This is a genomic window from Roseibium sp. FZY0029 (assembly GCF_036350355.1).
GTDB lineage: Bacteria > Pseudomonadota > Alphaproteobacteria > Rhizobiales > Stappiaceae > Roseibium.
Genome location: NZ_JAZDVZ010000004.1, coordinates 18,779 through 45,012 on the forward strand (window position 1 = coordinate 18,779; position 26,234 = coordinate 45,012).

General features: G+C 60.3%; 24 protein-coding genes. 10 read left to right on the forward strand and 14 right to left on the reverse strand.

What is annotated here, in order from left to right:
• Positions 1 to 107: 107 nt before the first annotated feature.
• Complete coding sequence (locus tag V1T76_RS11630) at positions 108 to 656, forward strand: hypothetical protein (protein ID WP_330560835.1); 549 nt, start codon at positions 108 to 110, stop codon at positions 654 to 656.
• Positions 657 to 817: 161 nt separating this feature from the next.
• Here V1T76_RS11630 and V1T76_RS11635 read toward each other — a convergent pair whose 3' ends face one another.
• The 8 genes from V1T76_RS11635 to V1T76_RS11670 form a co-directional block, all read right to left on the reverse strand.
• Positions 818 to 3,364 carry an HWE histidine kinase domain-containing protein gene (locus V1T76_RS11635; protein ID WP_330560836.1) on the reverse strand — a complete coding sequence of 849 codons (2,547 nt, stop codon included), beginning with the start codon at positions 3,362 to 3,364 and terminating at the stop codon, positions 818 to 820.
• Complete coding sequence (locus tag V1T76_RS11640; protein WP_330560837.1) at positions 3,351 to 3,920, reverse strand: biliverdin-producing heme oxygenase; 570 nt, start codon at positions 3,918 to 3,920, stop codon at positions 3,351 to 3,353. The genes V1T76_RS11635 and V1T76_RS11640 overlap by 14 nt, the downstream gene beginning before the upstream one ends.
• 24 nt (positions 3,921 to 3,944) lie before the next feature.
• A complete protein-coding gene (locus tag V1T76_RS11645) occupies positions 3,945 to 4,334 on the reverse strand; it encodes a response regulator (RefSeq protein ID WP_330560838.1) in 390 nt (129 codons plus the stop codon).
• Positions 4,335 to 4,578: 244 nt separating this feature from the next.
• Positions 4,579 to 5,334, reverse strand: a complete 756-nt coding sequence (locus tag V1T76_RS11650) for a Crp/Fnr family transcriptional regulator (protein ID WP_330560839.1) — start codon at positions 5,332 to 5,334, stop codon at positions 4,579 to 4,581.
• Between the two features lie 121 nt (positions 5,335 to 5,455).
• Entirely contained in the window at positions 5,456 to 5,977 is a 522-nt protein-coding gene (locus tag V1T76_RS11655; RefSeq protein WP_330560840.1) for a DUF1178 family protein, read from the reverse strand.
• Entirely contained in the window at positions 5,974 to 6,828 is an 855-nt protein-coding gene (locus tag V1T76_RS11660; protein WP_330560841.1) for a carbon-nitrogen hydrolase family protein, read from the reverse strand. The genes V1T76_RS11655 and V1T76_RS11660 overlap by 4 nt, the downstream gene beginning before the upstream one ends.
• Positions 6,829 to 6,875: 47 nt before the next feature.
• Positions 6,876 to 7,133, reverse strand: coding sequence for a glutaredoxin 3 (grxC, locus tag V1T76_RS11665; RefSeq protein ID WP_006932400.1), 258 nt, complete (start codon positions 7,131 to 7,133; stop codon positions 6,876 to 6,878).
• Between the two features lie 111 nt (positions 7,134 to 7,244).
• On the reverse strand, positions 7,245 to 8,006 hold the full coding sequence (locus V1T76_RS11670; protein ID WP_330560842.1) for a ComF family protein: 762 nt from the start codon (positions 8,004 to 8,006) through the stop codon (positions 7,245 to 7,247).
• 224 nt (positions 8,007 to 8,230) lie between these two features.
• Between V1T76_RS11670 and V1T76_RS11675 the strand changes: the two genes are divergently transcribed.
• A complete protein-coding gene (locus V1T76_RS11675; RefSeq protein ID WP_442970120.1) occupies positions 8,231 to 9,130 on the forward strand; it encodes a methyltransferase domain-containing protein in 900 nt (299 codons plus the stop codon).
• A 23-nt stretch (positions 9,131 to 9,153) separates the two neighbouring features.
• Here V1T76_RS11675 and V1T76_RS11680 read toward each other — a convergent pair whose 3' ends face one another.
• From V1T76_RS11680 to V1T76_RS11695, 4 genes are all read right to left on the reverse strand, one after another.
• Complete coding sequence (locus V1T76_RS11680; RefSeq protein ID WP_330560844.1) at positions 9,154 to 9,381, reverse strand: Flp family type IVb pilin; 228 nt, start codon at positions 9,379 to 9,381, stop codon at positions 9,154 to 9,156.
• 29 nt (positions 9,382 to 9,410) lie between these two features.
• Positions 9,411 to 9,812, reverse strand: coding sequence for an 8-oxo-dGTP diphosphatase MutT (gene mutT / locus V1T76_RS11685; RefSeq protein ID WP_006932418.1), 402 nt, complete (start codon positions 9,810 to 9,812; stop codon positions 9,411 to 9,413).
• Between the two features lie 84 nt (positions 9,813 to 9,896).
• A complete protein-coding gene (argJ, locus tag V1T76_RS11690; protein ID WP_330560845.1) occupies positions 9,897 to 11,138 on the reverse strand; it encodes a bifunctional glutamate N-acetyltransferase/amino-acid acetyltransferase ArgJ in 1,242 nt (413 codons plus the stop codon).
• Positions 11,139 to 11,396: 258 nt separating this feature from the next.
• Positions 11,397 to 12,302, reverse strand: coding sequence for a peptidylprolyl isomerase (locus V1T76_RS11695; RefSeq protein ID WP_330560846.1), 906 nt, complete (start codon positions 12,300 to 12,302; stop codon positions 11,397 to 11,399).
• A 269-nt stretch (positions 12,303 to 12,571) separates the two neighbouring features.
• Here V1T76_RS11695 and secA point away from each other — a divergent pair, with 269 nt between their 5' ends.
• The 7 genes from secA (at position 12,572) to V1T76_RS11730 (ending at position 21,646) form a co-directional block, all read left to right on the forward strand.
• Entirely contained in the window at positions 12,572 to 15,343 is a 2,772-nt protein-coding gene (secA, locus tag V1T76_RS11700; RefSeq protein ID WP_330560847.1) for a preprotein translocase subunit SecA, read from the forward strand.
• A 109-nt stretch (positions 15,344 to 15,452) separates the two neighbouring features.
• Positions 15,453 to 16,502, forward strand: a complete 1,050-nt coding sequence (locus tag V1T76_RS11705) for a glycosyltransferase family 2 protein (RefSeq protein ID WP_330560848.1) — start codon at positions 15,453 to 15,455, stop codon at positions 16,500 to 16,502.
• Positions 16,492 to 16,923: a GtrA family protein gene (locus V1T76_RS11710; protein ID WP_330560849.1), complete on the forward strand. Its 432-nt coding sequence runs from the start codon at positions 16,492 to 16,494 to the stop codon at positions 16,921 to 16,923. The genes V1T76_RS11705 and V1T76_RS11710 overlap by 11 nt, the downstream gene beginning before the upstream one ends.
• A gap of 6 nt (positions 16,924 to 16,929) precedes the next feature.
• Complete coding sequence (locus tag V1T76_RS11715) at positions 16,930 to 18,447, forward strand: glycosyltransferase family 39 protein (protein WP_330560850.1); 1,518 nt, start codon at positions 16,930 to 16,932, stop codon at positions 18,445 to 18,447.
• Positions 18,448 to 18,516: 69 nt separating this feature from the next.
• Positions 18,517 to 19,707 (forward strand): adenylate/guanylate cyclase domain-containing protein, encoded by a 1,191-nt coding sequence (locus V1T76_RS11720; RefSeq protein ID WP_330560851.1) that lies wholly within the window; start codon positions 18,517 to 18,519, stop codon positions 19,705 to 19,707.
• Positions 19,708 to 19,759: 52 nt separating this feature from the next.
• The gene (locus V1T76_RS11725) at positions 19,760 to 20,554 is read left to right on the forward strand and encodes an alpha/beta fold hydrolase (RefSeq protein WP_330560852.1); all 795 of its coding nucleotides are present in this window, start codon (positions 19,760 to 19,762) and stop codon (positions 20,552 to 20,554) included.
• A gap of 129 nt (positions 20,555 to 20,683) precedes the next feature.
• Entirely contained in the window at positions 20,684 to 21,646 is a 963-nt protein-coding gene (locus tag V1T76_RS11730; protein WP_330560853.1) for a hypothetical protein, read from the forward strand.
• 79 nt (positions 21,647 to 21,725) lie between these two features.
• Here V1T76_RS11730 and V1T76_RS11735 read toward each other — a convergent pair whose 3' ends face one another.
• Complete coding sequence (locus tag V1T76_RS11735) at positions 21,726 to 22,910, reverse strand: NAD(P)/FAD-dependent oxidoreductase (protein WP_330560854.1); 1,185 nt, start codon at positions 22,908 to 22,910, stop codon at positions 21,726 to 21,728.
• Positions 22,911 to 23,080: 170 nt separating this feature from the next.
• Positions 23,081 to 25,087 (reverse strand): methyl-accepting chemotaxis protein, encoded by a 2,007-nt coding sequence (locus V1T76_RS11740; protein ID WP_330560855.1) that lies wholly within the window; start codon positions 25,085 to 25,087, stop codon positions 23,081 to 23,083.
• Between the two features lie 241 nt (positions 25,088 to 25,328).
• Here V1T76_RS11740 and V1T76_RS11745 point away from each other — a divergent pair, with 241 nt between their 5' ends.
• Positions 25,329 to 26,204: a DMT family transporter gene (locus V1T76_RS11745; protein ID WP_330560856.1), complete on the forward strand. Its 876-nt coding sequence runs from the start codon at positions 25,329 to 25,331 to the stop codon at positions 26,202 to 26,204.
• Positions 26,205 to 26,234 lie beyond the last annotated feature (30 nt).

The window sequence follows — 26,234 nt, forward strand, 5'->3', positions numbered from 1 at the left end:
GGGCCCTGCACGAGTTGCGAAACCGTTTGCAGGTCAGGGTACGGCAAGCCGGCGGAAACCGTCGTGGCCAGCCGTAGCATGTCACACGAACAACCGGAGGATCTTTCATGCCGACGAAAAGCAATACGGGTGCCTTCGATCTCAGCGCCATGATGGCCGAATGGCCGAAATTACCCGAATGGCCGGCTCCAACCGAGTGGCCAATGCCCAGCTTTTCAAATTGGGCGTTTGCCGAACGGGAAGACCGGATCGAAGCCAAGGCAATCGCAAGTTTCCAGAAAATGGGACAGACCATGTGGTCCCATGCCGAAAAGGCATTTGACGATCACATGAATTTCGTCAGTCACCGGCTGCACGAAGATTTCGAATGCGCCAAATCCCTGAGCCAGTGTGCCGCACCGGAAGAAACGATGGCCACGCTGCAGGAATTCTATTCCAGGATGGCAAGCGAATACCAAACCCATTTCGAAAAGCAGGCCGCGCTCTTCCGCGACAGCTTTTCCGAAAACGCAGCCGCTGTTGAGGAACTCAACGAGACCGCGATGGAAAGTGTCAACGAAATGAGCCGCGCGGCGGAAGAAAGCCTCAACGAGGTAAAGGCCGTAGCCTCAAAGCCGAAAACGGCCCCCAGGACAGCGACCAAAGTGAAGTCCTGAAGCGGACTGCGCGCTCTCCCGCAGCATGAAGCCCGCCCCGGTATCAGTCCGGCGGGCGGGCTTCCATCGCTGTCGGCTGGCAGAACGATCCCGGCCTCACCGAACGCCTTTGCACCGCTTTTACGGGCAGGCAACGGCACCGGAAAAGAGACCTTTGTTCGTCAGCCTTCGCGCGCCTGAGAAAACAGCGTCGACAACACATCCTTGTCGTAAGGTTTGCTGATCCTCAAGGCGCCGGCGAGTTCCTCCGGCGCATCGACGTCTTCGCCATAGCCGGAAGCGAAGACGAACGGCACGCCCATCTCCAAGAGACGGCTGGCAACTTCATAGCTCGTGTCCGACCCAAGATTGATATCCAGAAGCGCAAACTCGAACGGAGACGTTCGGTCTTCGATTTCGGAAAGGGCGGCGTCGATGCTTGCCACAACGCAAACCTCATCGGCGCCGAGAGACTGGAAGATATCCTCCGCGTCCATGGCGATGATCAGATTGTCCTCAACAATGAGGATCGATTGCGGAACGTTGATCGGCTCCTTGCCCTTCGAGCTTTTCTTGGCGGACGGGACCACGCCCGATCGACCCGGGACCACATGGTTCGCCGGAATCTTGAAAAACGCTGTCACGCCTTCAACGGGATAGTCGATTTCAGCCTCGCCCTTCAGTTCGAAGGGAACCGTCCGCTCAATGATGGTAGAGCCGAACCCCCGGCGCTCCGGCGTTTTCACCGGCGGCCCGCCTATATCTTTCCACGATATCAGCAAGGCTCCGTCCCCATCGATTTCCAGCTCGATTTCCACGCTGCCGCGCTGATCCGATATTGCTCCGTATTTCGCGGAATTGGTGATCATCTCGTGCATGACGAGCGCCATTGCGGAAAAGGCGGGTGGCGTCAGCAGGACTTGCGGGCCGCTCACGATCACCCGGTCCTTCTTGTCGAGCAGATAGCTTTCCGATTCCGTTTCGATCAGCTCCCGGAAGGACGCCGGCGACCAGTTGTGCCTCGTGATCTGGTCATGCGCACGCGCCAGCGACTGAACCCGGCTGTCGAGTTTCTTGACGAAATCCGCGGTCGAATCGGTGCCCGAGTTCGTCTGTGAAATCAGACCCCGCACGAGACCGAGAATATTGCGAACCCGGTGATTGAGTTCCGCGATAAGCAGTTCCTGCTTTTCGTTGGCGGCCTTGCGCTGGCGCCCGGCCTCATCGGTCATCCGAAGCACGACCTCAAGCAGCATGATCCGCAGCTGCGATGCCACCCTCAGATCGGACGAGTTCCAGTCTTCGCTCTGCCCATGAACCGTCTGCTGCCAGGTCTCGAAGCTTTTGCGCGGCGTCAGGCGCGCACCGTTCGGGCCGAGCGTCACAGGCTTTTCCGGATTGCCCGCCCAATTGACCTTCCGGACGAGTTCCTCACGGAAAAACAGGATGTAGTCGCGCGGCGAACGAGAAATCGGGATTGCCAGCACACCGGCTGAAGACGCACCGCCGCCATCCCAGCCTTCGATGATCGAAGCGATGCTGTTGGTCGCAAACACCTCGTTTCCCGGTAAAGCATTCAGGACGTCGCACAGCGTGCGCACAGCTTCGTCTTCGGGCGTCAGCCCGGAATGCAGCAGGATGTCTTCCTGAATGACGCAAAACCCGTCCGCCTGCAGGATTTCGCTGAAAGATTCTGCCGAGGACCTCAGCAGTTCCGGCGAAGAAACCTCGGTAGACAGGGCTCGGGAGACTTCCGTGGTCAGTTCGGCGACGCGAACGTCCTTTGACTTTTCTTCCGCCGCAAAACGGGTCTGCAAGACCAGGGACAACATCTGGCCGAAGAGGAGCGCGCAGTTCCGGTAGCGCATGCTCGGCACGAGCGCTTCATTGTGATGGCAGGCGATCAGTCCCCACAGCTCACCGTTGACGATCACCGAGATCGACATCGACGCGCCCACACCCATGTTGCGCAGATATTCCAGATGGATCGGGGACACCGAGCGCAACCGGCTGCCGGAGAGATCGATCGGCACACCAGCTTCCGATTTCCGGTGCTCGACCACCGCAACCCCGTCGTCCGCAACGTCCGCAATCAGCCGGATCGGATTTTCCAGGTAAAGGGCACGTGCCTGCCGCGGTATATCCGTTGCCGGGTAGCGAAGGTTGAGAAACGGCGCCATCCCGTATTTCTTCGCCTCAGCAACGACTTCGCCGCTGCCATCCGTCGCGAACTTGTAAAGCATCACGCGGTCGAAGCCGGTCACCATCTTGATGAAGCGCACCGCCTGCGAATAGATGGCCTCGACCTGGGGAAGATCGGCCATTCTGTCGATGGCGTTGCGGACATTGGCAGTATCGTTGGTCTCGCCTTCGCGCACGCCGGCAGGTTCGAACTCCATGACGATGTTGGTTTCGAGGGAATGAATCGAAACGTCGAAAGACCGATCGGTTCCCTCCAGTTTCAGCTCGTAGACAACCTCCACGCCGCGGCGCGGATGAACGAACTGCAGGCGATTGCGGATCGCATGAATACTTTCGGCTGGAATGAAGTCGAGCGCTCGTTTGCCGAGCATCTCCTCAGCCGTAACGGACAAATACTGAGAAACATTTCTGGAAACGTGTGAAATAATCCAGTCCGGCGTCGTCGCGATCAGAAAACCGAAGGACTGGACCTTTCCAAGCAGATGAATCGGCTCACGGTCGCAGTTTGTGAGATCAACTTGTTCCAAACACTCGCATCCTGTTGTTGTCCTGTTCGAGCAGCGCCTTCAGGTAGCTGTCGAACACCTGTCGCGCAGAAAAGACGGCCCGCTCAACCGCGGAACCCGAACACTCCTGCTCTGTTAACCATCCCAGAAAGGTCTTCCAGTGGCTGCGACCCGCGCCGTGACGCAGAAACGCCGTCGGCAAGGACGCGTCCGACTTGCCAAGCAAAGCGCACAGGTAGGCGGCACCCAGCCGGGAGCCCTCAAGCACGTAACAAATACCCGCCACGGAGGACTCGTCATTTAAAAAAGACACATCTCGCGTCGCTGGGATGGGCAGGTTCAGGGTCTTCAGATCGCGCCTCAGCGCATCTGTTCGCAATCGCGCACGGGAGTCGGGCAAGCTCGCGAACTCGCTCGAACGCAGCAACCACCCCTCGACAGCCGGCAGAATCTCTGCGTGCATCGACAGAAATCTAGAGTAGCCCGAAGGACTTTCGATCGGTTGCTCTGAAACCGCATCATCGAGACGGCGGTGGAGAGGCCCTGTGGCCTCCCGTAAAGCTTGGAGGAGTTGCATGAAACTTGACCGGAGAGCAGAAAACTACGCTCTGAGGCGACTACAGGCATCTTCAACAATGCTCTGAAGCAGGGTCACGTTGGAGGGTTTCAGAACCACACGTGATCCGTCATAACGCCCCTTCAGATCCACACGATCGGTATTTGCCGTGTGAAAGATAAGCGGCACGTTCTTCTCATGAAGCGCATCGGCAAGCGGGTAGACCACGCCGTCTGCAAGGTCGACATCCAGAACGGCCAGCTGCGGCTCTTCGCTGAGGGCACAAGTCCTTGCTTCGGCGACGGTCGCAAACGGACCGACAACCTCAAGCCCCATTCCCGAAAGGGCATCTTCCAGCATCCAGGCGATAAGAGGCTCGTCCTCGGCCACTATAACCTTTATATTCTCGGAATTATTCAGCAAGGACAACGACATACTGGGGCCTCGGCACAGATTGGTTCTGATTTTCTAGTTTGCTCTTCGGAATGTCAACGCCTGAAGTCTATCTGAGTTCCCTTATAAGCAAAAGATTTTCATAAAAAGCAACACTTTAACGAACGTTAACATTACCTAATGGATTAATAAAAGGCAGATCATATCTAGCTGATCAGCAGTTATTGCTACGTTAATCTGAAGTAATCAGACCATTGCATATCGAATTCTTCCGATATCACATGCGTCACAAAAATGGTCGGCTGACCGGCGTAACGTTGCTCCATCCGGCAACTTTGCAAAGACCTTCGATGTCCAGCACTTCACAGCGGCTATCCATCCAGCGGATCAGCCCGCCTTGGGCCAGCTTCCGCAGAGTCTTGTTCGTGTGAACCAGCGACAGGCCGAGCGTGTCGGCCACGTGGGTCTGCGTGAGCGGAAGCGCCGTGTCTGCCTTGGTGAGGTTCTGAAGCCTGTCGAGACGCTGCTGCAGATAGGCCAGAAGATAGGCGGCACGTTCCGAGGCAGAGCGCCGCCCGATGCTCAGAAGATGTTCGTCAAGGATGCGCTCCTCCCGCGCCGACATCCAGGTGATGTCGAACGCCAGCGAGCCGAACCGCTCCCAGATTTCCCCGAGCCGCTTCCTGTCGAAGACACAGACCGTCAACGGTGTCAGCGCTTCAACGGTGTGCTGCATCTCACCAAGCAGCGACCCCTGCAGACCCAGCAGGTCTCCCGGCAAGGCGTAGTTCAGGATCTGGCGCCGTCCGTCTTCCAAAACCTTGGACCGGAAAGCCCATCCGGACAGGATCGTGTAGAGATGTGTTGATCTGGCGCCCTCCATCAACAGGGTCGCACCCTGGTTGACGGTCAGTTCGCCCGTCTTGAAACTGCTGATGAATGACAATTCTTCAGCGGTAAATTCGCGGAAGTGGCTGTTCGATCGCAAAGGACAGTTGCTGCAGGCTATCTTTCCGCTCTTCGCAGCAATTTGCATTTCCATATGAGTGCCCCCGATCGGTCTCCTGAACGGTGAAACCGGCTCAGGGACAGAAATGTCTTCTGTTGCCGGCCTGCGCCCTGTTCGGCACGTCCGGAGGTTAAACGAGCCGGTGTCTACCGGCTCAGTTCTTGTCTTCCGGAAGACTTGGCAACGGCACGACCGCGATACCTTCTTCCATCAATTCCTGAGCGTCCGCCGGTGTCGTTTGTCCGTAGATACTGCGCTTTTCCGCTTCACCATAATGGATCTTGCGCGCTTCGTCCGCAAATCCGGAACCGACGTTTTCAGACGTCTCCAGAATGTGACTCCGGATCAGGCGCAACGCCTCCACGACTTCCTTCTGGCGCAAGTCGTTGGGAATGAGCGCGGCGGATTGGGCACCAACATCAGGCACGGGCGGTTGACCCGGCGCAGATACGGAAGTCGACAGCACCTCTGTCGCAGGCAGAGGTTCAGGTGGCCGGTTGTCCTTCTTTCTGGACGTCGCAACCGCCGGTGCCATCAATGCCTTGCGAACCTCGGCGCTGCCGCAGGCCGGACAGGTTACGAGCCTGCGAGCGCACTGGCCCTCGAAATCTTCTGAATTGCGGAACCAGCCTTCGAAGCTATGCGCTGCCTCACAGACGAGCGTATATTTGATCACGCGGGCATCTCCCCGGCGGCTTCTCTCAGCGTGCAGGAAAACCCGCGTTCGTTCGCAATCGCCGGAATGCGTTGGCGGGCCTTGGCAGCAGCTTCCGTATCGATGTCCGCGAGCACGTAGCCCGGCTCGTCGTGATCGAGTTCCGCGATCACCTTTCCCCACGGATCGACGATCAGGCTGTGGCCATAAGTCTCCCTGCCATCTTCATGAGTACCGCCCTGGGCAGCGGAAACCACGAACGCGCCGTTTTCGATTGCCCGGGCACGTTGAAGCACGTGCCAGTGCGCTTCGCCCGTCTGCCGGGTGAAAGCAGCCGGCCCGGTCAGAACCTGAGCCCCCTCACGAGCCTGGGTGCGGAAAATCGTCGGGAAACGAATATCGTAGCACACGGCCATGCCGACCTTGGCAAACGGCAAATCGGCGATAACCGTCTGTGTTCCCGGCTCATAGGTCGCCGATTCGCGCCAGCTTTCGCCATTGGGCAGATCGACATCGAACATGTGGATCTTGTCGTAGGTCGCGAGAATTTTGCCATCCGGCTCGATCAGAAAGGCACGGTTGGCGATCTTGCCGTTGCCGGCAAGCACGGCCAGCGATCCGAGATGCAGATAGATCCCCAGGTCGGCGGCAAGCGCGCGTGCTCTTTTCAGGAACGGGTCATCTTCAGCATCGGAGATCCGCTCCTGCAATTCCTGCCGACTGCGCACCAGAACGTTCGACATTTCGGGTGTTTGCACAAATTGCGCGCCGTCCTTTGCCGCGGCCCGGATCAGGCTTTCCGCAGCATCCGCGTTGTCCGAAATTGTCTTGCCGCTGCGCAGCTGAATGCATGCTGCCGTGAATGAAGTCATCCCACCCCTGTCTCCGTCCTGGTAGGTAAGCTTATGCGGTCAGTAAATCAGGACGCAAGCAGGGCGTCCAGTTTGCCCGCACGTTCCAGATCGTGAAGATCGTCGCAACCGCCCACGTGGGTCTTACCGACGAAGACCTGCGGAAACGTGGAATGTCCGTTGGCTTTCTGCACCATTTCCTTGCGCAGGCCCGGATCGAACGTGGCATCGTGTTCCGTGTAGGCAACGCCTTTTTTGTCCAGCAGCCGCTTGGCCGCCGTACAGAAGCCGCAGAGTTGGCGCGTATAGATCACCACTTCAGCCATCAGATCTTTTCCTTATTTTTGGCAGCCGCACGCTTTTCCGCACCGCCGCACACCAAATCCGGGCGTTATATGCGGGTGCGCAGAAAAAACTCAAGAGGACGCGTATCGGGATCAGGTCCTGGTGCCTGCCCGCAAGGCAGGGTCGACTTGCGCAAATGTGAGCACGTCGACGGAAGCTGCACCTGAAGAAAGCAGACATTTGCAGCAGGCGGACACCGTGGAGCCAGTCGTCAGCACATCGTCGATCAACACAACGTGACGCCCCTGAACCAGATCGACCCGAGCGCTGTCGACCTTGAAGGCGGACCGGACATTCCTGTGCCGATCCTTGGCCGACAGACCAACCTGCCGGCGGGTGCGTTTCTGGCGTATGAGCACCTGCGGTTCGAATTGGCCACCACATTCGCGGGCAACTTCCCTTGCCAGATCAGCCGCCTGGTTGAACCGGCGGGACAGCAACCGCAACCAGTGAAGCGGCACCGGCACCAGCAGGCTGTCCTTGCTGAGAAGGTCGCTGCCCGAGCGAACCATCCAGCGCGCCATCGGACGGGCCAGCTCGCGCCGACCGGAAAATTTCAGCGCGTGCACCATCTGCCGGGCCGGACCCTCATAAAAGGCAACCGCACGCAACCTGTTGAACACCGGCGGCGCAGCTATAGCCTGCGGGCTCCAGGCGCCCTCGCCGACATCATAGGCGAACGGAATGCCCAGCCGCTCACACCAGGGCCGCTCCAGGAACGGCACCTGCGACCAGCATTCCGCGCACAGCCCGGCCTGTTCGGACACCCGGGCATCGCAGCTGAAGCAGCGTTGCGGCAGCACGAAATCGAGCGCAAACCGTGCCGCGACTTCCGGAAAACCGGCTATGTTCATCGCAAGACTTCGCAAAACCGCTCCCGAAAAACGCCTGCAGAAAAATGCACCTTCACTCCAGCGGCCACCTTGGCACCGAAACCCCGATCGATACCAGCCCAAACAGACAACACCTGCCCTGATCGTGCCGGAAGACTGCTGCACAAGCAGCTGATGCGGCCTAGCACCTTTGACCTTGGCGGGCGGATACCATATGTGACCGCGATAATCAGACGACAGCCGGGATTGCCGTGACCGCACAACCAGATCTCTTCGACCGCCCCTTTTTCCGCGCCTGCCGCCTACGGGCGCTGAAGGCTGCCAAACCGGGTGCGGATTTTCTGCTGAAAGCCGTCAGCGAAGATCTGCAGGACCGCCTGATGATGGTCAACCGGCGGTTCCCGGTTGCCGTCGATCTCGGCGGCCACCGGGCGCACGTGGCGGAGGCAATCCGGCAGTCCGGCAAGGCTGATCTTGTGCTGCGGGCGGATCTCTTTGCCGCCGACCCCGGCCTTCCCGCGCCAGACCTTCTCTTCGATGACGCCCTGATCCCCTTCGGCGACCAGACGGTGGACCTGATCGTTTCCGCGCTCAACCTGCAATTCGTGAACGATCTGCCCGGCACGCTCGTGCAGATCCGCCGCGCTCTCAAGCCGGACGGCCTGTTTCTGGCCACCCTGCCGGGCGCTGGCACCTTGAGCGAACTGCGCGACAGCCTCACGCGGGCGGAACTGGAAATCAAAGGCGGTGCCGCTGCGCGCGTTCTGCCTTTTGCCGACACGCGTGACCTGGGAAGCCTGCTTCAGAGAGCGGGCTTTGCCCTGCCGGTCACCGATCTGGACAACCTGACTGTGCGCTACGACAGTATGTTCGCGCTCCTGGAGGATCTCAGGTCCATGGGCGCACCGTCCGTCCTGAAAGACCGCAGCAGGCTGCCGCTTTCCCGTCAGGTTCTCTTGCGGGCGGCCCAGCTCTATGCCGAAAACCATGCCGATGCGGACGGTCGGATCCGGGCGACATTCTCGCTGGTGACATTGTCGGGATGGGCGCCCCATGAAAGCCAGCAAAAGCCGCTGCGGCCTGGCTCCGCCAAGACACGCCTGGCCGACGCCCTCGGCGTCAGGGAACGCAAAATCGAAGATTAGAGTGCCCGCCCATAAAGCGCGGCTCAGGTGGAGCCGAGCACACCTTGCAGGGTGGTTGTAATCTTACCGAAGATATCGTCGCGCATGGTGGTGCCGATAGCGGTCATCGTGATCAGGATTATGATGCTGATGAGAGCGACGATCAGACCATATTCGATCATGGTAGCGCCGCGCTCGTCGCGCACGAACTCGTGCCGCCGGGAAAAGGCCGATGAAATGCGGTCTGCAATGGTTTGAAATCGAAACGGCATGCGATCCCCGAAGAACTGAGCAAACGGCCTTAAACAGCGTCCTGCAGATGCGGTATCAGAGGTTCGTCGGCGGCAGGCATCGGATAGTCCCTCAGCCTGGCGGCGCGCACCCATTTCAACGCCTGGTTTTCCTTGCCGTGTGGCGTTCCATTCCACCTGCGGCAAATGAACAATGGCATGAGTAGGTGAAAATCCTGGTAAGAGTGGCTGGCGAAGGTCAAGGGCGCCAGACACGCTTCGTTAACCTCTATGCCGAGCTCTTCGTTCAGTTCCCGGATCAGCGTTTCCTCCGGACGCTCGCCTTCCTCAACCTTTCCGCCGGGGAATTCCCACAATCCGGCCATGGATTTTCCTTCGGGCCGCTGCGCCAGAAGGATGCGGCCGTCCACATCCACAAGGGCGCAGGCGGCAACGAGCACGATCTTGGTCATTGGCAGGTGTCCAATCCTGAAACGCTGGTTTAAGGCGCGGTTAAGCACGTTGGCGGGCAGCACTGTCAGAACTGCGAAGGATGGTCAGCTCCGGTAGTCGCCATTGATGGCGACATATTCCTTGGTGAGGTCGCAGGTCCACACCGAAGCCTGGCCGCTTGCCAGCCCCAGGTCCACGCGGATGACAATGTCTTCCTGTTCCATAACTGCAGAGGCGGCCGCTTCGCTGTAGTCGGGATCGCGCTCGCCTTCGACCGCCACCCGCACATCGCCGAACCAGATGGCCAGCTTGTCGCGATCAGCCGGCTCGCCAGCCTTGCCGACAGCCATGACGACGCGACCCCAGTTGGCGTCTTCGCCGGCGATTGCCGTCTTGACCAGCGGTGAATTGGCAATCGACAGCGCAATCCGCTTGGCGGACGCGTCGCTTTCAGCACCTTCCACCCGCACTTCAACGAATTTGCGTGCGCCTTCGCCGTCGCGGACGATCTGATGGGAAAGGTCCAGCATGACATCACCGAGGGCAGCCCGCAGGACATCGACACGCGGGTCTTCAAGAGAGGCAACGCTCTCCACGCCCTTTTTCGCGGCCCCACCTGTCGCAAACAGAAGAACCGTATCGGAGGTGGACGTGTCACTGTCGACGGTGACCGCATTGAAGCTGCCATCAACCTCGCCGCTGACCAGCGCCTGCAGAACGTCCGGTGCGATCGGCGCGTCGGTATAAATGAAGGACAGCATGGTCGCCATGTCCGGAGCAATCATGCCGGCACCCTTGGCGATGCCGTTGATGGTCACGGTGACGCCATCCAGTTCGACGCTTGCCGTGGAGACCTTGGGGTAGGTATCCGTGGTCATGATGGCCTTCGCGGCGTCCAGCCAGCTTGCGCTGCCCTGATTGGCCTTCAGCTCGTCGATGACGCCGGAAAACCTGTCCGCTGGCAGCGGCTCGCCGATCACGCCGGTCGATGCCAGGAAGATCTCGCCTTCGCTGCAGCCAAGCGCCTTGGAAACGATTTCCGCGGACAGCTCGACCGCCGCCTTGCCCTTCTTGCCGGTGAATGCGTTTGCGTTGCCGGAATTGACCAAGAGCGCCCGGGCCTTGCCGCCGCCGACGCGTGCCTTGCACCAGTCAACCGGCGCGGACGAGCATTTGGAGCGGGTGAAGACCCCGGCCACCGCCGTTCCTTCCGAGACCGTCGCCAGCAGAACGTCGGTCCGGCCCTTGTACTTGATCCCGGCGGAAGCGGTCGCAAACTGGACGCCTTCGATCTCCGGCATCTCGGGATAGGACTTGGGCGCAAGGGGAGATACGGTGGTCGACATCGTGGCGGTCCCGGTCAGATGATACAAAGCTCAGGAACAACCGGCGCCCGGTCGAGATCGTTTGACCGCCCGCAAATTGATCCGTTCAAATGGCTGCGAGCAACTTGTCCGCGCTCGCCTGAACACACGATGCTCTTGCCGTAAGCATGTGGCAAACGCAAGCCTTTTCAAGCCATTTCGGGCGTGGTGCACAAGCGCTGCAAAAAAGCCCGGCAGCCAGGCTGCCGGGCTCATCATTCATTTCAGGCAAAGCGTGCCTTATTCGGTTTTTGCCGTACCGTCTTCGGTTGCAGCGCCTTCCTCTTCAGCAGCAGCGCCGGCTTCTTCGGCTTTGGCAAGGCTCTCGTCGACAATCTCGACGGCAACCTGATCCTTCAGCTCGGCCATGCGGGCGTCATAACGCTCGCGCATCAACTGCTGACGCAGACCGTTGGCCACTTCCTCAAACGCCGGCTTTTCCTGACGGCGCTTGTCTTCAAGCTTGATGACATGCCAGCCGAACTGGGTTTCCACCGGCTCCTTGGTATAGGTGCCCGGCTCCAGTGCGAAGGCAGCAGCTTCGAACGGCGGAACCATCTGACCCTTGACGAAGTACCCGAGGCTGCCGCCGTTCGGACCGGACGGCCCGGTAGATTTTTCGCGGGCCAGTTCGGCAAAATCCGCACCACCGTCCAGTTCGGCGATGATGGCTTCGGCTTCAGCCTTCTCCTTCACCAGGATGTGACGGGCGTTGATTTCTTCCGCACCTTCAAAATCGGCGAATTCCTTGTCGTAGGCTGCCTGCACTTCTTCGTCGGTCACTTCGCCGTCGATTTTCTGGGCGAGGTAAGCGTTACGAAGGGCGCGCAGCTTCAGGAAGTCGAGCTGACGCTGGAAGTCCGGATCCTTGTCCAGGCCTTCCTCACGAGCGGCATGCGCCATCAGTTCCATGTCGACCATGACGTCCAGAAGAAGCTTGCGCCATTGTGCCGGCGGAAACCGCTGCAATTCCTTGCCCAGGTCCTGCGCAGCAAAGGCGAGATCGGCTTCGGTGATTTCCGTGTCGCCAACTTTCGCGACCACATCGTCCGGCTCTGCGGCGGACAGGACGGTGGATCCGAGCGACAGCGCCAGGAGAGAAACGGCAAGCGCCTGAGCCGGCCTGCGCATCGAAATTCGGAACATGAGTAGTCCTTTACCTATCGGAACAGTAATCTTTCTTACCCCTGTATTGCAGGGGCGTGGGTACATTGCGCATTCCTGCGGCGTTGACAAGCATTCAGCCCCCTCTTATCTGTCGGGCGTCCTGGCCGTAGCGCCGGGAAGGCATCTTTTCGGCCGCGTTTGCCGGCCAGCGCTCTGCGCCAGGCGGCAACGTGGACAGCAATTGAGACGATTTCATGGGCAGGCGCCTCTTTGCCAGTTGGCGCCGCCTTGTAGGGAAGGACCGCCACATGGCTGGCCTTGGCGCTTTAGCACGTAAGATTTTCGGTTCGGCGAACGACCGGAAGGTGAAGACATTTCGGGCAAAGGTCGAACAGATCAATGCCCTGGAGTCTGAAATCCAGGCTCTCTCGGACGACGCTCTCAGAGCCAGGACCGACGAGTTCCGAAACCAGCTGAAAAACGGCGCAAGCGTCGATGACCTTCTGGTTCCCGCTTTTGCCACCGTGCGCGAAGCGGCCCGCAGGGCGCTCGGCCAGCGTCACTATGACGTGCAGTTGATCGGCGGCATGGTGCTCAATTCCGGCCAGATCGCCGAAATGCGCACCGGTGAGGGCAAGACCCTTGTCGCCACCGCACCGGTTTATCTGAACGCCTTGACCGGAAACGGCGTCCACGTCGTCACCGTCAACGACTACCTGGCACAGCGCGACAGCGACTGGATGGGTCAGGTCTACAGATTTCTGGGCCTCAGCGTCGGCTGTATCACCCACGGCCTGAGCGACGAGGAACGCCGGGCAGCCTATGCCGCCGACGTCACCTACGGCACCAACAACGAATTCGGCTTCGATTATCTCCGCGACAACATGAAGCATGACCGCCAGTCCATGGTTCAGCGCGGACATGCCTATGCCATCGTCGACGAAGTGGATTCGATCCTGATCGATGAAGCGCGTACGCCTCTGATCATTTCCGGGCCGCTGGAAGATCGCTCCGAGTTCTACAATTCCGTCGATGCCTTCATTCCGCATCTGACCGAAGAAGACTACGAACTCGATGAAAAGCAGCGGTCGACCTCCTTCACCGAAGCCGGTAACGAAAAGCTGGAAAAGCTGCTCGGCGAAGCCGGCCTGCTGAAAGGCGAGTCTCTTTACGACGTCGAGAACGTCGCCGTCGTGCACCACCTGCAGCAGGCGCTGAAGGCGCACAAGCTGTTCCAGCGCGACAAGGACTACATCGTCCGCAACGGCGAAGTGGTCATCATCGACGAGTTCACCGGCCGCATGATGCCGGGCCGCCGTTTCTCGGAAGGCCTGCACCAGGCGCTGGAAGCCCGCGAGAAAGTGCGCATCCAGCCGGAAAACCAGACGCTGGCGTCCATCACGTTCCAGAACTACTTCCGCATGTACGGCAAGCTGGCCGGCATGACCGGCACCGCGTCGACGGAAGCCGACGAATTCGCCGACATCTACAAGCTGGAAGTTGTCGAGATCCCGACCAACGTCGCCGTCAAGCGTATCGATGACGATGACGAGGTCTACAGGACCGTTCAGGAAAAATTCCAGGCCATCGTCAAGCTGATCGATGACTGCAAGCAGCGTGCGCAGCCGATCCTGGTCGGCACCACGTCCATCGAGAAATCCGAGTATCTCGCCGAGATGCTCAAGAAGCACGGCTACAAGCAGATCGATCTCAGCGATCCGGCAGCCTTTGCCGCCGCTCAGAAGAGCGAAGGCGGCACGACCAAGGTCTTCGCGGTTCTGAATGCGCGCTACCACGAGCAGGAAGCCTTTATCGTTGCACAGGCCGGTCTGCCGGGCGCCGTGACCATCGCCACCAACATGGCAGGCCGCGGTACCGACATTCAGCTCGGCGGCAACGCCGACATGCAGATCGCCATGGAACTGGGCGACATGCCGGAAGGCGAGGAACGCACAGCGCGCGAAAAGCAGATCCGCGCCGAAGTCGAAGACATGAAGCAGAAGGCGCTGGCCGCCGGCGGTCTTTACGTCATCGGCACGGAACGTCACGAAAGCCGCCGCATCGACAACCAGTTGCGCGGCCGTTCCGGCCGTCAGGGCGACCCGGGCCATTCCAAGTTCTTCCTGTCCCTGCAGGACGACCTGATGCGCATCTTCGGCTCCGAGCGCATGGATTCCATGCTGCAGAAGCTCGGCCTGGAAGAAGGCGAAGCCATCATCCACCCGTGGATCAACAAGGCGCTTGAAAAGGCACAGCAGAAGGTCGAGGCGCGTAACTTCGACATTCGTAAGAATCTGCTGAAGTTCGATGACGTGATGAACGACCAGCGCAAGGTGGTCTTCGATCAACGTATCGAACTGATGGACAGCGAGGCGATCCAGGACGCGGTTGCCGAAATGCGCCACGATGTGATCGACGATCTCGTTTCCGGCCACATCCCCGAACGGGCCTATCCCGAACAGTGGGATACGGAAGGTCTGCAGGAAGAGGCGCGCAAATATCTCAACCTGGATCTGCCGATCAAGGATTGGGCGGCCGAGGAAGGTATTGCCGACGAAGAGGTCAAGGACCGTCTGCGTAAGGCGGCAGATGCCGCAATGGCCCAGAAAGTTGCCAAATACAGCCCGGACATCATGCGCCAGGTTGAAAAGGCCGTCCTGCTGCAGACGCTCGACAATCTGTGGCGCGAGCATCTTGCCAATCTCGATCACCTGCGGTCGGTCGTCGGTTTCCGCGGCTACGCCCAGCGCGACCCGCTGCAGGAATACAAGACCGAGGCCTTCACGCTGTTTGAGTCCATGCTCACCCAGCTTCGCCAGATAACCACCGCTCAGTTGATGCGGGTTGAACTGGTGACGGAGCAGCCACCGCAGATGCCGGCCGAGCCCGAAATGCACCCGCATCACATCGACCCCACCACCGGGGAAGACGAGATGGCCCTGGCCGACGCTCAGATGCCGGTGCCCCCGACACAGCGCGATCCGAACGACCCGTCGACCTGGGGCAAGGTTGGCCGCAACGAGGCCTGCCCTTGCGGCTCCGGCAAGAAGTTCAAGCATTGCCACGGCGTGCTTGCCTGACGGCAATCGATCCAATTGACCATGACGAAGGCCAGCCTGTTCAAAGGGCTGGCCTTTTTCGTGAAATTCCGGCAGGTTGCCGCCGACTTCAACCGGCTAACGAATGTTCATGCACACCACAGCAGCCAACACTGTCTACGTCACCCGTCGGGAAAGCGCCCGCCCGCAGGCACCGCTGCTGAGTGTCATCGTACCGGTCTACAACGAAGAAGAGGTCATTCTCCACTTCCTGCAGGCAACCCGGCCGGTGCTCGAGCGGACCGGTCTTCGCTACGAATATGTCTTCATCGACGACGGCAGCCGCGACAGGACGGCCGATATCCTTTCCGAACAGCTTGCGAACGGCTTGCCTGGACGGCTTCTGGGCCTCTCCCGCAATTTCGGCAAGGAAGCAGCCCTTTCGGCCGGGCTGGAGGCGGCAAAGGGAGACATCGGCATCATCATCGACGCCGACCTGCAGGATCCGCCGGAGCTCATCCTGCAGATGCTGGACGGATGGCGCGCGGGCTATGACGTCGTCTACGGGCTCAGGGTCGACCGCTCTTCCGACACGCTCATGAAGCGGTCCACGGCGGGCATGTTCTATCGCCTGTTCAACCGGCTGGCCAATATCGACATGCCGGCCAATGCCGGCGACTTCCGCCTGATCGACCGATGCGTCATCGATGCCCTGCTCCGCCTTCCCGAACGCAACCGGTTCATGAAGGGGCTGTTTGCCTGGGTCGGCTTTCCAGCCATGGCGCTTCCCTATGAACGTCCGGCACGCCTCGCCGGGACGGGCAAGTTCAATTACTGGAAGCTCTGGAACTTTGCGCTGGACGGCCTGACAGGCTTCACCACGCTGCCGCTGCGGGTCTGGTTCTATGGCGGTGCGTTGATCTCTGTTGGTGCCTTCGCCTATGCGCTCTACCTGACCTTGCGTGTTCTCATCGAAGGCATCGACCTTCCGGGTTATGCCTCGCTCATGGTCGCGATCCTGTTCTTTTCAGGCGTGCAACTGCTGTCGATCGGCATGATCGGGGAATATGTCGCAAGGCTCTTCAACGAAGCGAAACAGCGTCCGGTGTTCATCGTTCAGGATGTGATCGAAGGCAGCCCCGCGCCCCAACCCGTCAAACAACCCGCCAGTCAACCAAACGACGCCGCCAATGGTGCCTGAGGCCCGTCACGGCAAGCTGAAGACGGAGACCGCCGCTGCCGGCAAGTTTGCGGTCATCGGCGTGCTGGCGACCCTTACCCATGCCGCCGTGGCCGGCAGCCTGCTGCAATCGGGATTGCTATCGGCCTATCCAGCCAACATCTGCGGTTTTCTGGTCGCCTTCTGCGTCTCCTTCACCGGTCACTATTTCTGGAGCTTTTCGCATTTGCGCCGCAAGGGAACCGCGATCAGAAGCATGCTCCGCTTCCTGGTGATCGCCGTTTCCGGCTTTCTGCTGAACACCACCGTTCTGGCTCTGTGGCTGACGCTGACCCCCTGGCCCGATCTCATCGGTCTCCTGTTTTCCATCGCGATCGTGCCTGCCCTTTCCTTTGCCGGAGCACGGCTCTGGGCCTTCTCGCACCATCCAGCCGGAACCTGACCTTTGATGCGCCTGATCGATACCACGCCTGCACGGGCCGCCGTCTATTACGCTGCAGGTCTCTGCCTGCTCTATGCCCTGGTGCCGGCCCTGACCTTTCCCAATCCGCCACTTGATGTGGTGGAAGGCTTTGCCTGGGGCCGGGAACTTCAGCTCGGCTACACCAAGCATCCGCCGATGCAGGCCTGGCTTCTGGAGCTGACCTATTGCCTCACCGGGGGCACGAGCGGTGGCTATTGGCTGAGTGCGGTATCGGTCGCCCTCGGCTATCTGTTCATCTGGCGGCTCGCTCGCCGCCTCGGTCTTTCCGGCCAGCAGGCGTTCTGGTCTCTCGTTCTGACCAGCGTCACCTTCTACTTCACGCTGCCCCTGCCCGAATTCAACCCGAACATCCTGCAGATCCCGATCTGGGCCGGCATGATGCTGCTGTTTCACCGGGCATTGGACAAAGGCCGGATGCTCGACTGGGTCCTGCTTGGTGCTCTGGCCGCCTTCGGTCTCTACACGAAATATTTCGTGCTTCTCCTGATCGGTGCGATCGGACTTTACGCCCTGGTCTTCGCCGATGCCCGTCGGCATATCCTGCGCCCTGGTCCCTGGGTGGCGATTGTCGTCTGTCTCGTCCTCATGCTGCCGCACGCCGCATGGCTTCTGGAAACGGATTTTCTGACGCTGCGCTATGCCGCCAGCCGCAGCAACCCGTCGACCGGCTTCACCGACCACCTGTTCAATCCGCTGAACTTCCTGGCCGCGCAAATCGGCAACCACGCCGGGCTGTTCCTGGTCATTCTGGCCGGACTTGGCTGGCGTGGCTTGAAAAAGGTGCGACAGTGCAGGCATGAAACGGTCAAGCCCCTGCCCGTTCCCTCGGACCGCTTTCTGCTCTGGTTTGCCTTCCTGCCGCTTGCCGTCGTGCTGCTGGCCTCGGCCGTTACCGGCAACGAATTCGAGCACATGTGGGGCACGCCCATGTTCGTTCTGTCCGGCATCGTCGCGGTGCGGTTTGTGGCACTGCCGGTCGTCTGGCCCTTTCCAGCCCGTGCCCTCGCAGCAGCCATCGCGATCCAGGCGATTTTCCTCGGCGTCCTCTTCGGACAAGCAGTGCTGGAGCCCTACTGGAAACACAAGCAGACCCGGATCCACTATCCCGGCAAGGCCATCGCACAGGACATGACGCATGTCTGGAAAGATCGCATGGGCACTGATCTTGCCTATGTGGCCGGCGACATGTGGTCGGCGGCAAATGTCACCACGCAAGCGCCTGTCCGCCCCTCGATGTTCTATCTTCATGACCTGACCCTCAGCCCGTGGATCGACCCGAAGGACGTTCAGGACAAGGGCTTGATGATTGTCTGGCGCGGCGACCGGGAAACGCCGCTTGAGGAAATCCGGCGCTACTATCCGGACGCCGTTCGTGAGGGATCGCAGACATTCGCATACCAGACCTCCGGCAGCATACCCGATGTGACGGTCAACTGGCTCATCGTTCCGCCCGGCAAGGTGAATTTCGAACCGGCGCATTAATCGCGCAACGCCGTCACAAGCCGTCTGGAAACCGGACGAAAACACCACTAACTTGGCGCCATGATCAGTATGGCGGAAATTGACGGCGTCGAAGACTGGTTGATCGACCAGTCTCTTGGTTCGCCCGATCTGGGGTCCATGTTCGGCCAGATGTGCGAGCGCCTGCGCGCCTGCGAGGTGCCGGTGGACCGCGCGATGATCGGCTGGTCGACCCTGCACCCATTGATCGAGGCAGAGACTGCGATCTGGGAAAACGGCTCCGAAATCTACCGCGAACAGATTGCCCACAACGCCGAGGAATCCGACGAGTGGCTGCAAAGCCCTGTCCGCGCTGTGCTGGTCAATCAGGAGCCGGTCCTGCGGCGCCGGCTCGCGAATGCAAATTCTGCGCTCGAGTTCCCGCTACTCGTTCGTCTGAAGGAAAGCGGGTACACCGACTACATCGTGATCACCACGGAATTCGACCTGCCGACCATCAAGGACCCTATCTCCGCTTCCGGCATCGTGATCAGCTGGGCAACGCGGGAAACGGAGGGCTTTTCGGACGAGGCCCTGACCGCGATCCGCTACATTCAAAAACGCTTTGCCCTGGCTGCCCGCGCCACCATCCAGGGTCAGATCAACCAGACAATCGCCGAAACCTATCTCGGCAAGATCGCCGGCAACAAGGTGCTGAGCGGTCAGATCCGTCATGGCGACGGGCAGACCGTCGATGCGGTGATCTATTTCAGCGACATGCGCAACTCGACCGCCATTGCCGAACTACTGGGCCCGGATGCCTACCTGTCGTTCCTGAACACCTATTTCGACGCAACAGCTGGCGCGATCCTGGCAAAGGGCGGCGAAGTGCTCGACTTTATCGGCGATGCCGTTCTAGGCGTTTTTCCCATCGGACCGCAAAGTCTGGACAAGGCCGTCGCGCAGGCGCTATCGGCTGCCGATGAAAGCCGGATCCGTCTGAAGAAGATCAACGCAGATCCAGGGCTGCCGCATGTTCTGAAGGCGGGCATAGCCCTGTCCGTCGGGTCTGTCATGTTCGGCAACATCGGTGTCCCACACCGGCTCACCTTCTCGGTGATCGGCCAGACGGTGCACGCTGCCGCCCGGATCGAAAGCCTCACCAAGACCGTCGGAGCCGACGTGTTGATGACCGAAGACGTCGCCCGCTTCGCCAGCGAAAGATCGAAACCGGCCGGCTCGTTCGACCTCAACGGCTTCACCGATCCCCAACCCCTGTTTACCCTGGACCCGCTTTCCTGAGACGCCCTCTCCTGCGGATATTTTCCCATTCCCTCGACAAGCAAAGACCGACATGACCGATTTACGTCCCGACGCCCCTTCCCATCTGCCCTTCAGAGACCAGGCCGCCACCGGCCCAGACGACGGGGCGCCGGTCGTGCTGCTTCATGGTTTCGGCGGCGACAGGCAGACCTGGCTCAACATCCAGACCGCGCTGGCCTCCAGGAAACGCTCCATTGCGTTCGATCTGCCGGGGCACGGCGAGGCCCTCGACTGGCCGCGGGTCGGCAACGCGGGCGTTTCCGCAAAAGCGGTCGGCCAGTCTCTGGAGGCGCTTGGGCTGACGAAGGTTCACCTCGTCGGTCATTCCATGGGCGGTGCGGTCGCCGCGCTGATTGCCCTGCGCAATCCGGATCTGGTCGCCAGCCTTACCCTGCTCGCGCCGGGCGGGTTCGGGTCTGAGATCAACCATCGCCTGCTGCGCCGCTATGCGGCCGCGACGGATGCTGAAACAATGGAAACCCTGCTGGAACAATTCTTCGGCTGGGAGTTCAAATTGCCGAAGTTCCTTGCCAGAACGGCAGCCGAAAGCCGTGCACGCCCTGGAGCGGCGGCAACACTGGAGGCAATCGCGGACGAGATCATCGACGGCAGCGTGCAAAAGACCCTGCCGCGCGACGAGCTGGCAGCCCTGCCCATGCCGATCAAGGTTCTCTGGGGCACACAGGACCGCGTCCTGCCAACGCGCCAGGCCCACAAGCTGCCGGGCGTCGTTGCCACGCACATCTTCGAGCGAACCGGCCACATGTTGCATCTGGAACTGCCCAAGGAAGTGACCCGGCTCATCCTCCAGAACGCAGGGTGCTGAGCCGGGCCATCGTCCAGCTTCCAGAAATTTTCGCCATGATATGGCCCCCGGCCGCGGTTTGGGATAGGTAGCAGGCCGAAGCCCGGTCAGCCTGTCGCCGGGGCCAGTTTGAACCGAGCCGGAGCGCGCATGTCAGCCGAATTGTCCTCAGCCAACGATGTCATCGTCACGGCGGTGTCGGGCTATGAGCCGAAACACATGGCTGCATGGTACAACTCCCTGAAGGCAACCGGATATCGCGGCCGCACGGTCGCCGTGGCCTATGACGTCAGTGAAGCCCTCGTGGACTACATGAAGCACATGGGCTCGCTCGTCATCACCTTCAATCATGATCCCGCCAGGAAGCGCTATTCCTATTCGCAGCTTCAGGAAGAAATCGCCGACCATTCCGATGGCGGCAAGCTCTACACCGACCGACGTTGGACCTGGAACAAGCGCATCCTGCGTTTCAAGGACAAGATCTACGACCGGCGCTTCTTCCATGCCAGCCACCTGGTGAAGCAGCGTCTCGACGCACTTGGCGAGCCAGTCCGCTTCGTCGCCTTTTCAGATGCCCGGGACGTTGTGTTCCAGTCAGATCCGTTCGCCTGGATGGAAGACAATCTTGCTCCGGGCAAGGATCTGCTGATCGGCGAGGAAAGCATCACCCATGAAGACCCCTGGAACCGCCGGAACGTTCTGAAAACCTATGGCCGTCACGCCTATGATCGCGTGGCCAGGGTTCCCGTATGCTGCGCCGGCTATTTCGCGGGCCGCTATGAGGCCATGATGGATTTCATGCTGGCGGTCTATTATTTTGACCAGACGAAACGCAGTGGCGACCAGGCTGCCTTCAACCAGCTCCTGACCTTTTGCGGCTGGAAGGAAAAGGCCGAAAAGGTGAACTGGCAGGTTCCCTGGCTGCTGCACGCGGTCAGTGCGAATGTCGGCCCGGACGCGCCGGGGTTCTGCATGCCGAGGGAAACCGCACCGGTGTTCGAGGACGGGCTGGTCAAAACCTTCGACAAGCAGCCCTATGCGATTGTCCATCAGTACGACCGCAACAAGGACATGACCGCCTATTTCCTGGAGAAATTTGGCAAGGTCGAATAAACGCGGGCGCCGCCGCCGGGCATTCGAAGCGCTTTGCCCGAATGCCCGCCGGCTTCATCCCTTCAAGAGAACCTTCGGCTCAGGCTTCCGGCAGCAGATCGTCGCGCCAGGGTTCGCCGATCACCCGGCGGGCCATCATGTGCGAGCGCGGCGAATTGATGCTGTCGACGGCAATCAGCCCGCCGTCCTGCAGATAGGCGACATAGAACTTGTTGTCCTCGGTCGAGCCGACAACGCGGACATCGTCATAGCCTTCCGACAGACCGGCGATCTGCAGCTTGATGTCATACTGATCGGACCAGAACCACGGCAGCGGATCGTAGTCGACCTCCTGCCCCAGAAGAGCCTGTGCAACCGCCTTGGCCTGATCAATCGCATTGTGAACGCTTTCCATGCGAACGGAGCGCTGGTAGCGATTGGAATAAAAGCGCGTGCAGTCGCCTGCGGCGTAGATGTCCGGGTCGCTCGTCTGGCCGCAGCCGTCCACCAGGATCCCGTTATCGACCTCCAAGCCCGCCTCGGCGGCAAGGTGGTCGTTGGGCTCGGCACCGACGGCAACCAGCACCAGCCCGGCCGGAACCGTCTCACCCGTCGACAGCCTGACGCCGGTGACGCTGTCACCGCCCTCGATTGCCTCGATGCCCGTGTTGAGACGCAGATCGATACCCCGAGCCTTGTGCAGGCTGCAGAAGTAATCGGAGACGGGCTGACTGACCACGCGCTTCATCGGACGGTCCTGAGCCTCGATGACCGTGACCGACTTGCCGAGCGTCTTGGCGACGGCGGCAACTTCCAGGCCGATATAGCCTGCACCGATGATGGCTACCTGGCCGGTCGTCTCAAGAACCTCCCGGATCGTGTTGACATCGGCAATCGAACGCAGAGTGACCACGCCCTTCTTGTCAGCGCCACCCAGCTTCAGCAGCCGGGCATTTGTGCCCGTTGTCAGAACCAGTTTGCCATAGGGCAGCGTGTCGCCGTTGGCCAGGGTCAGCCGCTTGGCACCCCGGTCAATGGCAACGACTCTCGTGTTGGGAATATGGTCGATGTTGTTGGTCGTGAAGAAAGCCGGCGGGCGCAACCACAGACCTTCAGCGCCGATCTCGCCCGCCAGATATTTCTTGGAAAGGGGCGGGCGCTGGTACGGAGGATGCGGTTCGTCGCCGATCAGCCGCAGCGGGCCTTCAAATCCCCCTTGCCGCAGGGATTGGGCGACCTGGGCTCCGGCTTGTCCTGCTCCGATGATGACGATGTCTTCCTGCATTCCGCTTCGCCCTCTTTGCGCTTGGCCGGTCTGGCGGAGTGCATGCCGGCCGATTGTTTGTGTGCATGGCTAGCACGAAGAAACGCGGGCCGCCAGAATGGCGAAACGCCGCGTCGGCTCCGACACGGCGTTTTTTCGGTTTTCTGCGTTTGAGGCGATGCCGTTCGAGGTCAGGCGCTGCGCACGCCCTGCAGGAATTCGGCAACTTCCTGCCGGATCAAGGCCCCCTGCTCTCCCAGCGATTCTGCAAGATGCTCCACCTCGGAACCGTTGGAGCGCGCAAGTTCGGCCGCCGAACCGACGGCTTCCATGCTCGACACGCCTTGTTCGGAACGGGCCGAGGCGCTGGAAACATTCTGCGAGATCGCCTGAACGGCTTCATCCTGCTGCTGGACGGCAGACGCAACGGCCGAGGCCAGGCCTTCCATGTCGGAAATGATCCGGTTGACGTCCTCGATCGCGTGGACCGCCTGATCGGAAGATCCCTGAATGGCCTCGATCTGCGTCGCGATATCCTCGGTGGCTTTCGAGGTCTGCTCGGCAAGCTGTTTCACTTCTGCCGCAACGACCGCAAAGCCCTTGCCGGCCTCACCCGCACGCGCAGCCTCGATGGTCGCGTTCAGTGCCAGCAGGTTGGTCTGGTTCGCGATGTCGCGGATCAGCCCCATGACCTCGCCGATCCGGTCGGCGGCGCTGGAAAGTTCCTGCATGGTGGCAACGGTGGAAGATGCGCTGCGCACCGCCTGCTGCGCCACTTCGGTGGATTTGTTCGCCTGGCCGGCAATCTCGGCGATTGACGCGGCGAGCTCTTCTGCGGAATGGGCCGCGGAGGTGACGTTATCCGCCGCCGTGCGCACGGCTTCCGCCGCTTCACCGGACTGGGTGGCAACATCGTCGGCCGACTGTTCCATCGATTGGGAAGTCTGGCGCAGCTCGTCGTTGGCCCGGTCGAGGCTGTTGAGCGCGGTAGACACCGTGCCTTCAAACCGGCTGATCAACGCATCCAGACGGGCAACGCGCTCCTCGCGCCTGCGGTTATCCTGATCCTGGGCCGCTGTAAGTTCTGCCCGCTCCACGGCATTGTCGCGGAAGACCTGAACAGTCCGGCTCATGGAGGCCAGCTCGGTGCTGCCACTATCGTCCGGAAGGTCAAGGTCAGTCTGGCCGCTGGCAAGCGCTTCCATGGCCGACTGCAGCCGCGCCAGCGGACGCGCCACCGATTGACCGATCACAAGAGCGATGGCCGGAAGCAGCACAAGCAGGACCAGGATAGTCCCGCCGATTGCGTAGGTTGCGATAGCCCGGGCTGTCTCAAGCTGCTTGGCGGCTTCTGCCTGAATCCTCTTTGCGGCAGCGCTCAGGGCCTCAACATGCGGCGGAACAAGTTCAAACAGGTTTTCCAGAAGCTTCGAATGTTCGCTCCGCTCCTTCTTGGTGGCGGTGTAGTCGTCAAAAGCCGTCTTGTATTTGGCCATGTTTTCGGCCAGTTCCGCCTTGACGGCGTTGGACATGTACACTTTCTGCAAGAACTCTTCGAAGGCGGTGTACTCGCTTTGAAACGCCTCCTGCGCGGCCTCTGTGTTCGCGAGCGTGAACTCCCTTTCGGCCAGTTGTACGGCCAGAATAGCGCGGGCCAGCTTCTCGAAATCCGGCCCACCGCCGAACTTCATCTCTTCCGACAGGCGATGCTTGAACGCCCCGGCGTAATCGTTGAGCGCCGCCAGATAGCCCTGCGTCGTGTCATATCCGATCTTCTGCTGTGCCGCGTCGAGCATTTCGAAAGCCCCCCGGGTGCCTTCCAGCGTATCCCTGACATCGGCAATCTCTGCGGCATAGGCGGCAGCTGCGGGATTGGTCGAGATCGTTTCCAGAACCGCGCCGGCTTCGTCGAGCTTGACGTTGAAGCTCTGCAATGTCTCGACGGACGGTTTGCTGAGGTAACGCTCTTCAATCGCACGCAGCGCCGCGGCGCTCTCCGCCAGCGTGCCGACCTGCTCGGCCAGTTCCGAACTGCTGCTCATGCGGGCAAAGGCGGAATTCAACTCCCCCTGGCTCCAGAAGAAGACGCCACCGATGGTCAACAGCCCGACGATGGTGAAAAGGCTCAGGGCCAGGATTCTGGCTTTGACCGACAGGTTCGAGAAAATGCGAAAAGGTGATTGAGATCTGACGGCCACCAGCGTATGTCCCCTGGATCAACGGACGAACCATCGCCATCGATGTCCACATCCACTTGTTGATCGATCTGAAAGTGTCCAAGCATCTTGTCTGCACTTCTTGCATCGCAAGGCGGAAGGACACTTATGTTTGCGCCGTAGCTTTGATTATAAATGCCAATTTACGGTTAATATGCCCGTATACCCCGCCACTTTCTAAGTTAACCTATCGTCATCTTCGACTTTGTCACTGAGGCTGAAATTGAATCTCCTCGCTAGAACCGCGCCGGTCATTTTTGTTCTTCTATGGTCTACGGGCTTTGTCGGTTCGAAACTTGGCGCGCCGTACATCGACCCCATGGTGTTTCTGACGGTGCGCTTCGTTGCGGTTCTGCCGGTGCTGATTGTGCTGGCACTCGTCTTGTCGAAGTCCTGGCCGAAGGATTTCAGGGCGATCCTTCATTGCATCGTCACCGGCATGCTGGTTCACGGGATCTATCTCGGCGGCGTGTTCTGGGCGATCAAGCAGGGCATGCCGGCAGGAGCGTCTTCTATCATTGTCGGACTTCAACCCGTGTTGACCGCAGTGATCGCGGTCGCATTACTCGGCGAGAGCATTTCCCGCAGGCACTGGCTTGCAATGGCGATCGGCGCCATCGGCCTGGCATTCGTCCTCGGTCCGAAACTCGATCTGGCCGGATCGGGCATCACACCCGTGACGATTTTTGTCGTGCTCATTGCCGTCGCGGCCATCAGCCTGGGAACCGTCTACCAGAAACGGTTCGTGCAGCAGACCGACCTTATGGCGGCGACCGTCTGGCAATACGTCGGCGCGCTCTTCGTCACGATTCCCCTCAGCCTGACCGAAAGCTGGCAGATCACCTGGTCGGGCGAGCTCATCTTCGCAATGGCCTGGCTTGTGCTGGTCCTGTCGGTCGGCGCGATCCTTCTGCTGATGCTGCTGATCCGCGAAGGGGCCGTATCCCAGGTCGCCAGCCTGTTCTATCTGGTGCCCGTGGCAACAGCGGTGGAAAGCTATTTCCTCTTCGGTGAATCGCTGACACCGGTTCAGATCGGCGGGATGGTTCTGGTCATCAGCGCGGTTCTGACCATCCGCAAGAAGCCTGCAAAGCGCTAGGGCTTGCCTGCCTGAGCTGCCTCCGGGGCT

Excerpts from the sequence above, each read along its gene's own strand:
- V1T76_RS11680 (WP_330560844.1), bottom strand. The coding sequence starts at position 9,381 with ATGCCGTTTCGATTTCAAACCATTGCAGACCGCATTTCATCGGCCTTT.
- V1T76_RS11710 (WP_330560849.1), top strand. The coding sequence starts at position 16,492 with ATGGTGCCTGAGGCCCGTCACGGCAAGCTGAAGACGGAGACCGCCGCT.
- V1T76_RS11725 (WP_330560852.1), top strand. The coding sequence starts at position 19,760 with ATGACCGATTTACGTCCCGACGCCCCTTCCCATCTGCCCTTCAGAGAC.
- V1T76_RS11730 (WP_330560853.1), top strand. The coding sequence starts at position 20,684 with ATGTCAGCCGAATTGTCCTCAGCCAACGATGTCATCGTCACGGCGGTG.
- V1T76_RS11660 (WP_330560841.1), bottom strand. The coding sequence starts at position 6,828 with ATGACTTCATTCACGGCAGCATGCATTCAGCTGCGCAGCGGCAAGACA.
- V1T76_RS11705 (WP_330560848.1), top strand. The coding sequence starts at position 15,453 with ATGCACACCACAGCAGCCAACACTGTCTACGTCACCCGTCGGGAAAGC.
- V1T76_RS11650 (WP_330560839.1), bottom strand. The coding sequence starts at position 5,334 with ATGGAAATGCAAATTGCTGCGAAGAGCGGAAAGATAGCCTGCAGCAAC.
- V1T76_RS11720 (WP_330560851.1), top strand. The coding sequence starts at position 18,517 with ATGGCGGAAATTGACGGCGTCGAAGACTGGTTGATCGACCAGTCTCTT.
- secA (WP_330560847.1), top strand. The coding sequence starts at position 12,572 with ATGGCTGGCCTTGGCGCTTTAGCACGTAAGATTTTCGGTTCGGCGAAC.
- V1T76_RS11735 (WP_330560854.1), bottom strand. The coding sequence starts at position 22,910 with ATGCAGGAAGACATCGTCATCATCGGAGCAGGACAAGCCGGAGCCCAG.
- V1T76_RS11715 (WP_330560850.1), top strand. The coding sequence starts at position 16,930 with ATGCGCCTGATCGATACCACGCCTGCACGGGCCGCCGTCTATTACGCT.
- grxC (WP_006932400.1), bottom strand. The coding sequence starts at position 7,133 with ATGGCTGAAGTGGTGATCTATACGCGCCAACTCTGCGGCTTCTGTACG.
- V1T76_RS11645 (WP_330560838.1), bottom strand. The coding sequence starts at position 4,334 with ATGTCGTTGTCCTTGCTGAATAATTCCGAGAATATAAAGGTTATAGTG.
- mutT (WP_006932418.1), bottom strand. The coding sequence starts at position 9,812 with ATGACCAAGATCGTGCTCGTTGCCGCCTGCGCCCTTGTGGATGTGGAC.
- V1T76_RS11630 (WP_330560835.1), top strand. The coding sequence starts at position 108 with ATGCCGACGAAAAGCAATACGGGTGCCTTCGATCTCAGCGCCATGATG.
- V1T76_RS11640 (WP_330560837.1), bottom strand. The coding sequence starts at position 3,920 with ATGCAACTCCTCCAAGCTTTACGGGAGGCCACAGGGCCTCTCCACCGC.
- argJ (WP_330560845.1), bottom strand. The coding sequence starts at position 11,138 with ATGTCGACCACCGTATCTCCCCTTGCGCCCAAGTCCTATCCCGAGATG.
- V1T76_RS11670 (WP_330560842.1), bottom strand. The coding sequence starts at position 8,006 with ATGAACATAGCCGGTTTTCCGGAAGTCGCGGCACGGTTTGCGCTCGAT.
- V1T76_RS11695 (WP_330560846.1), bottom strand. The coding sequence starts at position 12,302 with ATGTTCCGAATTTCGATGCGCAGGCCGGCTCAGGCGCTTGCCGTTTCT.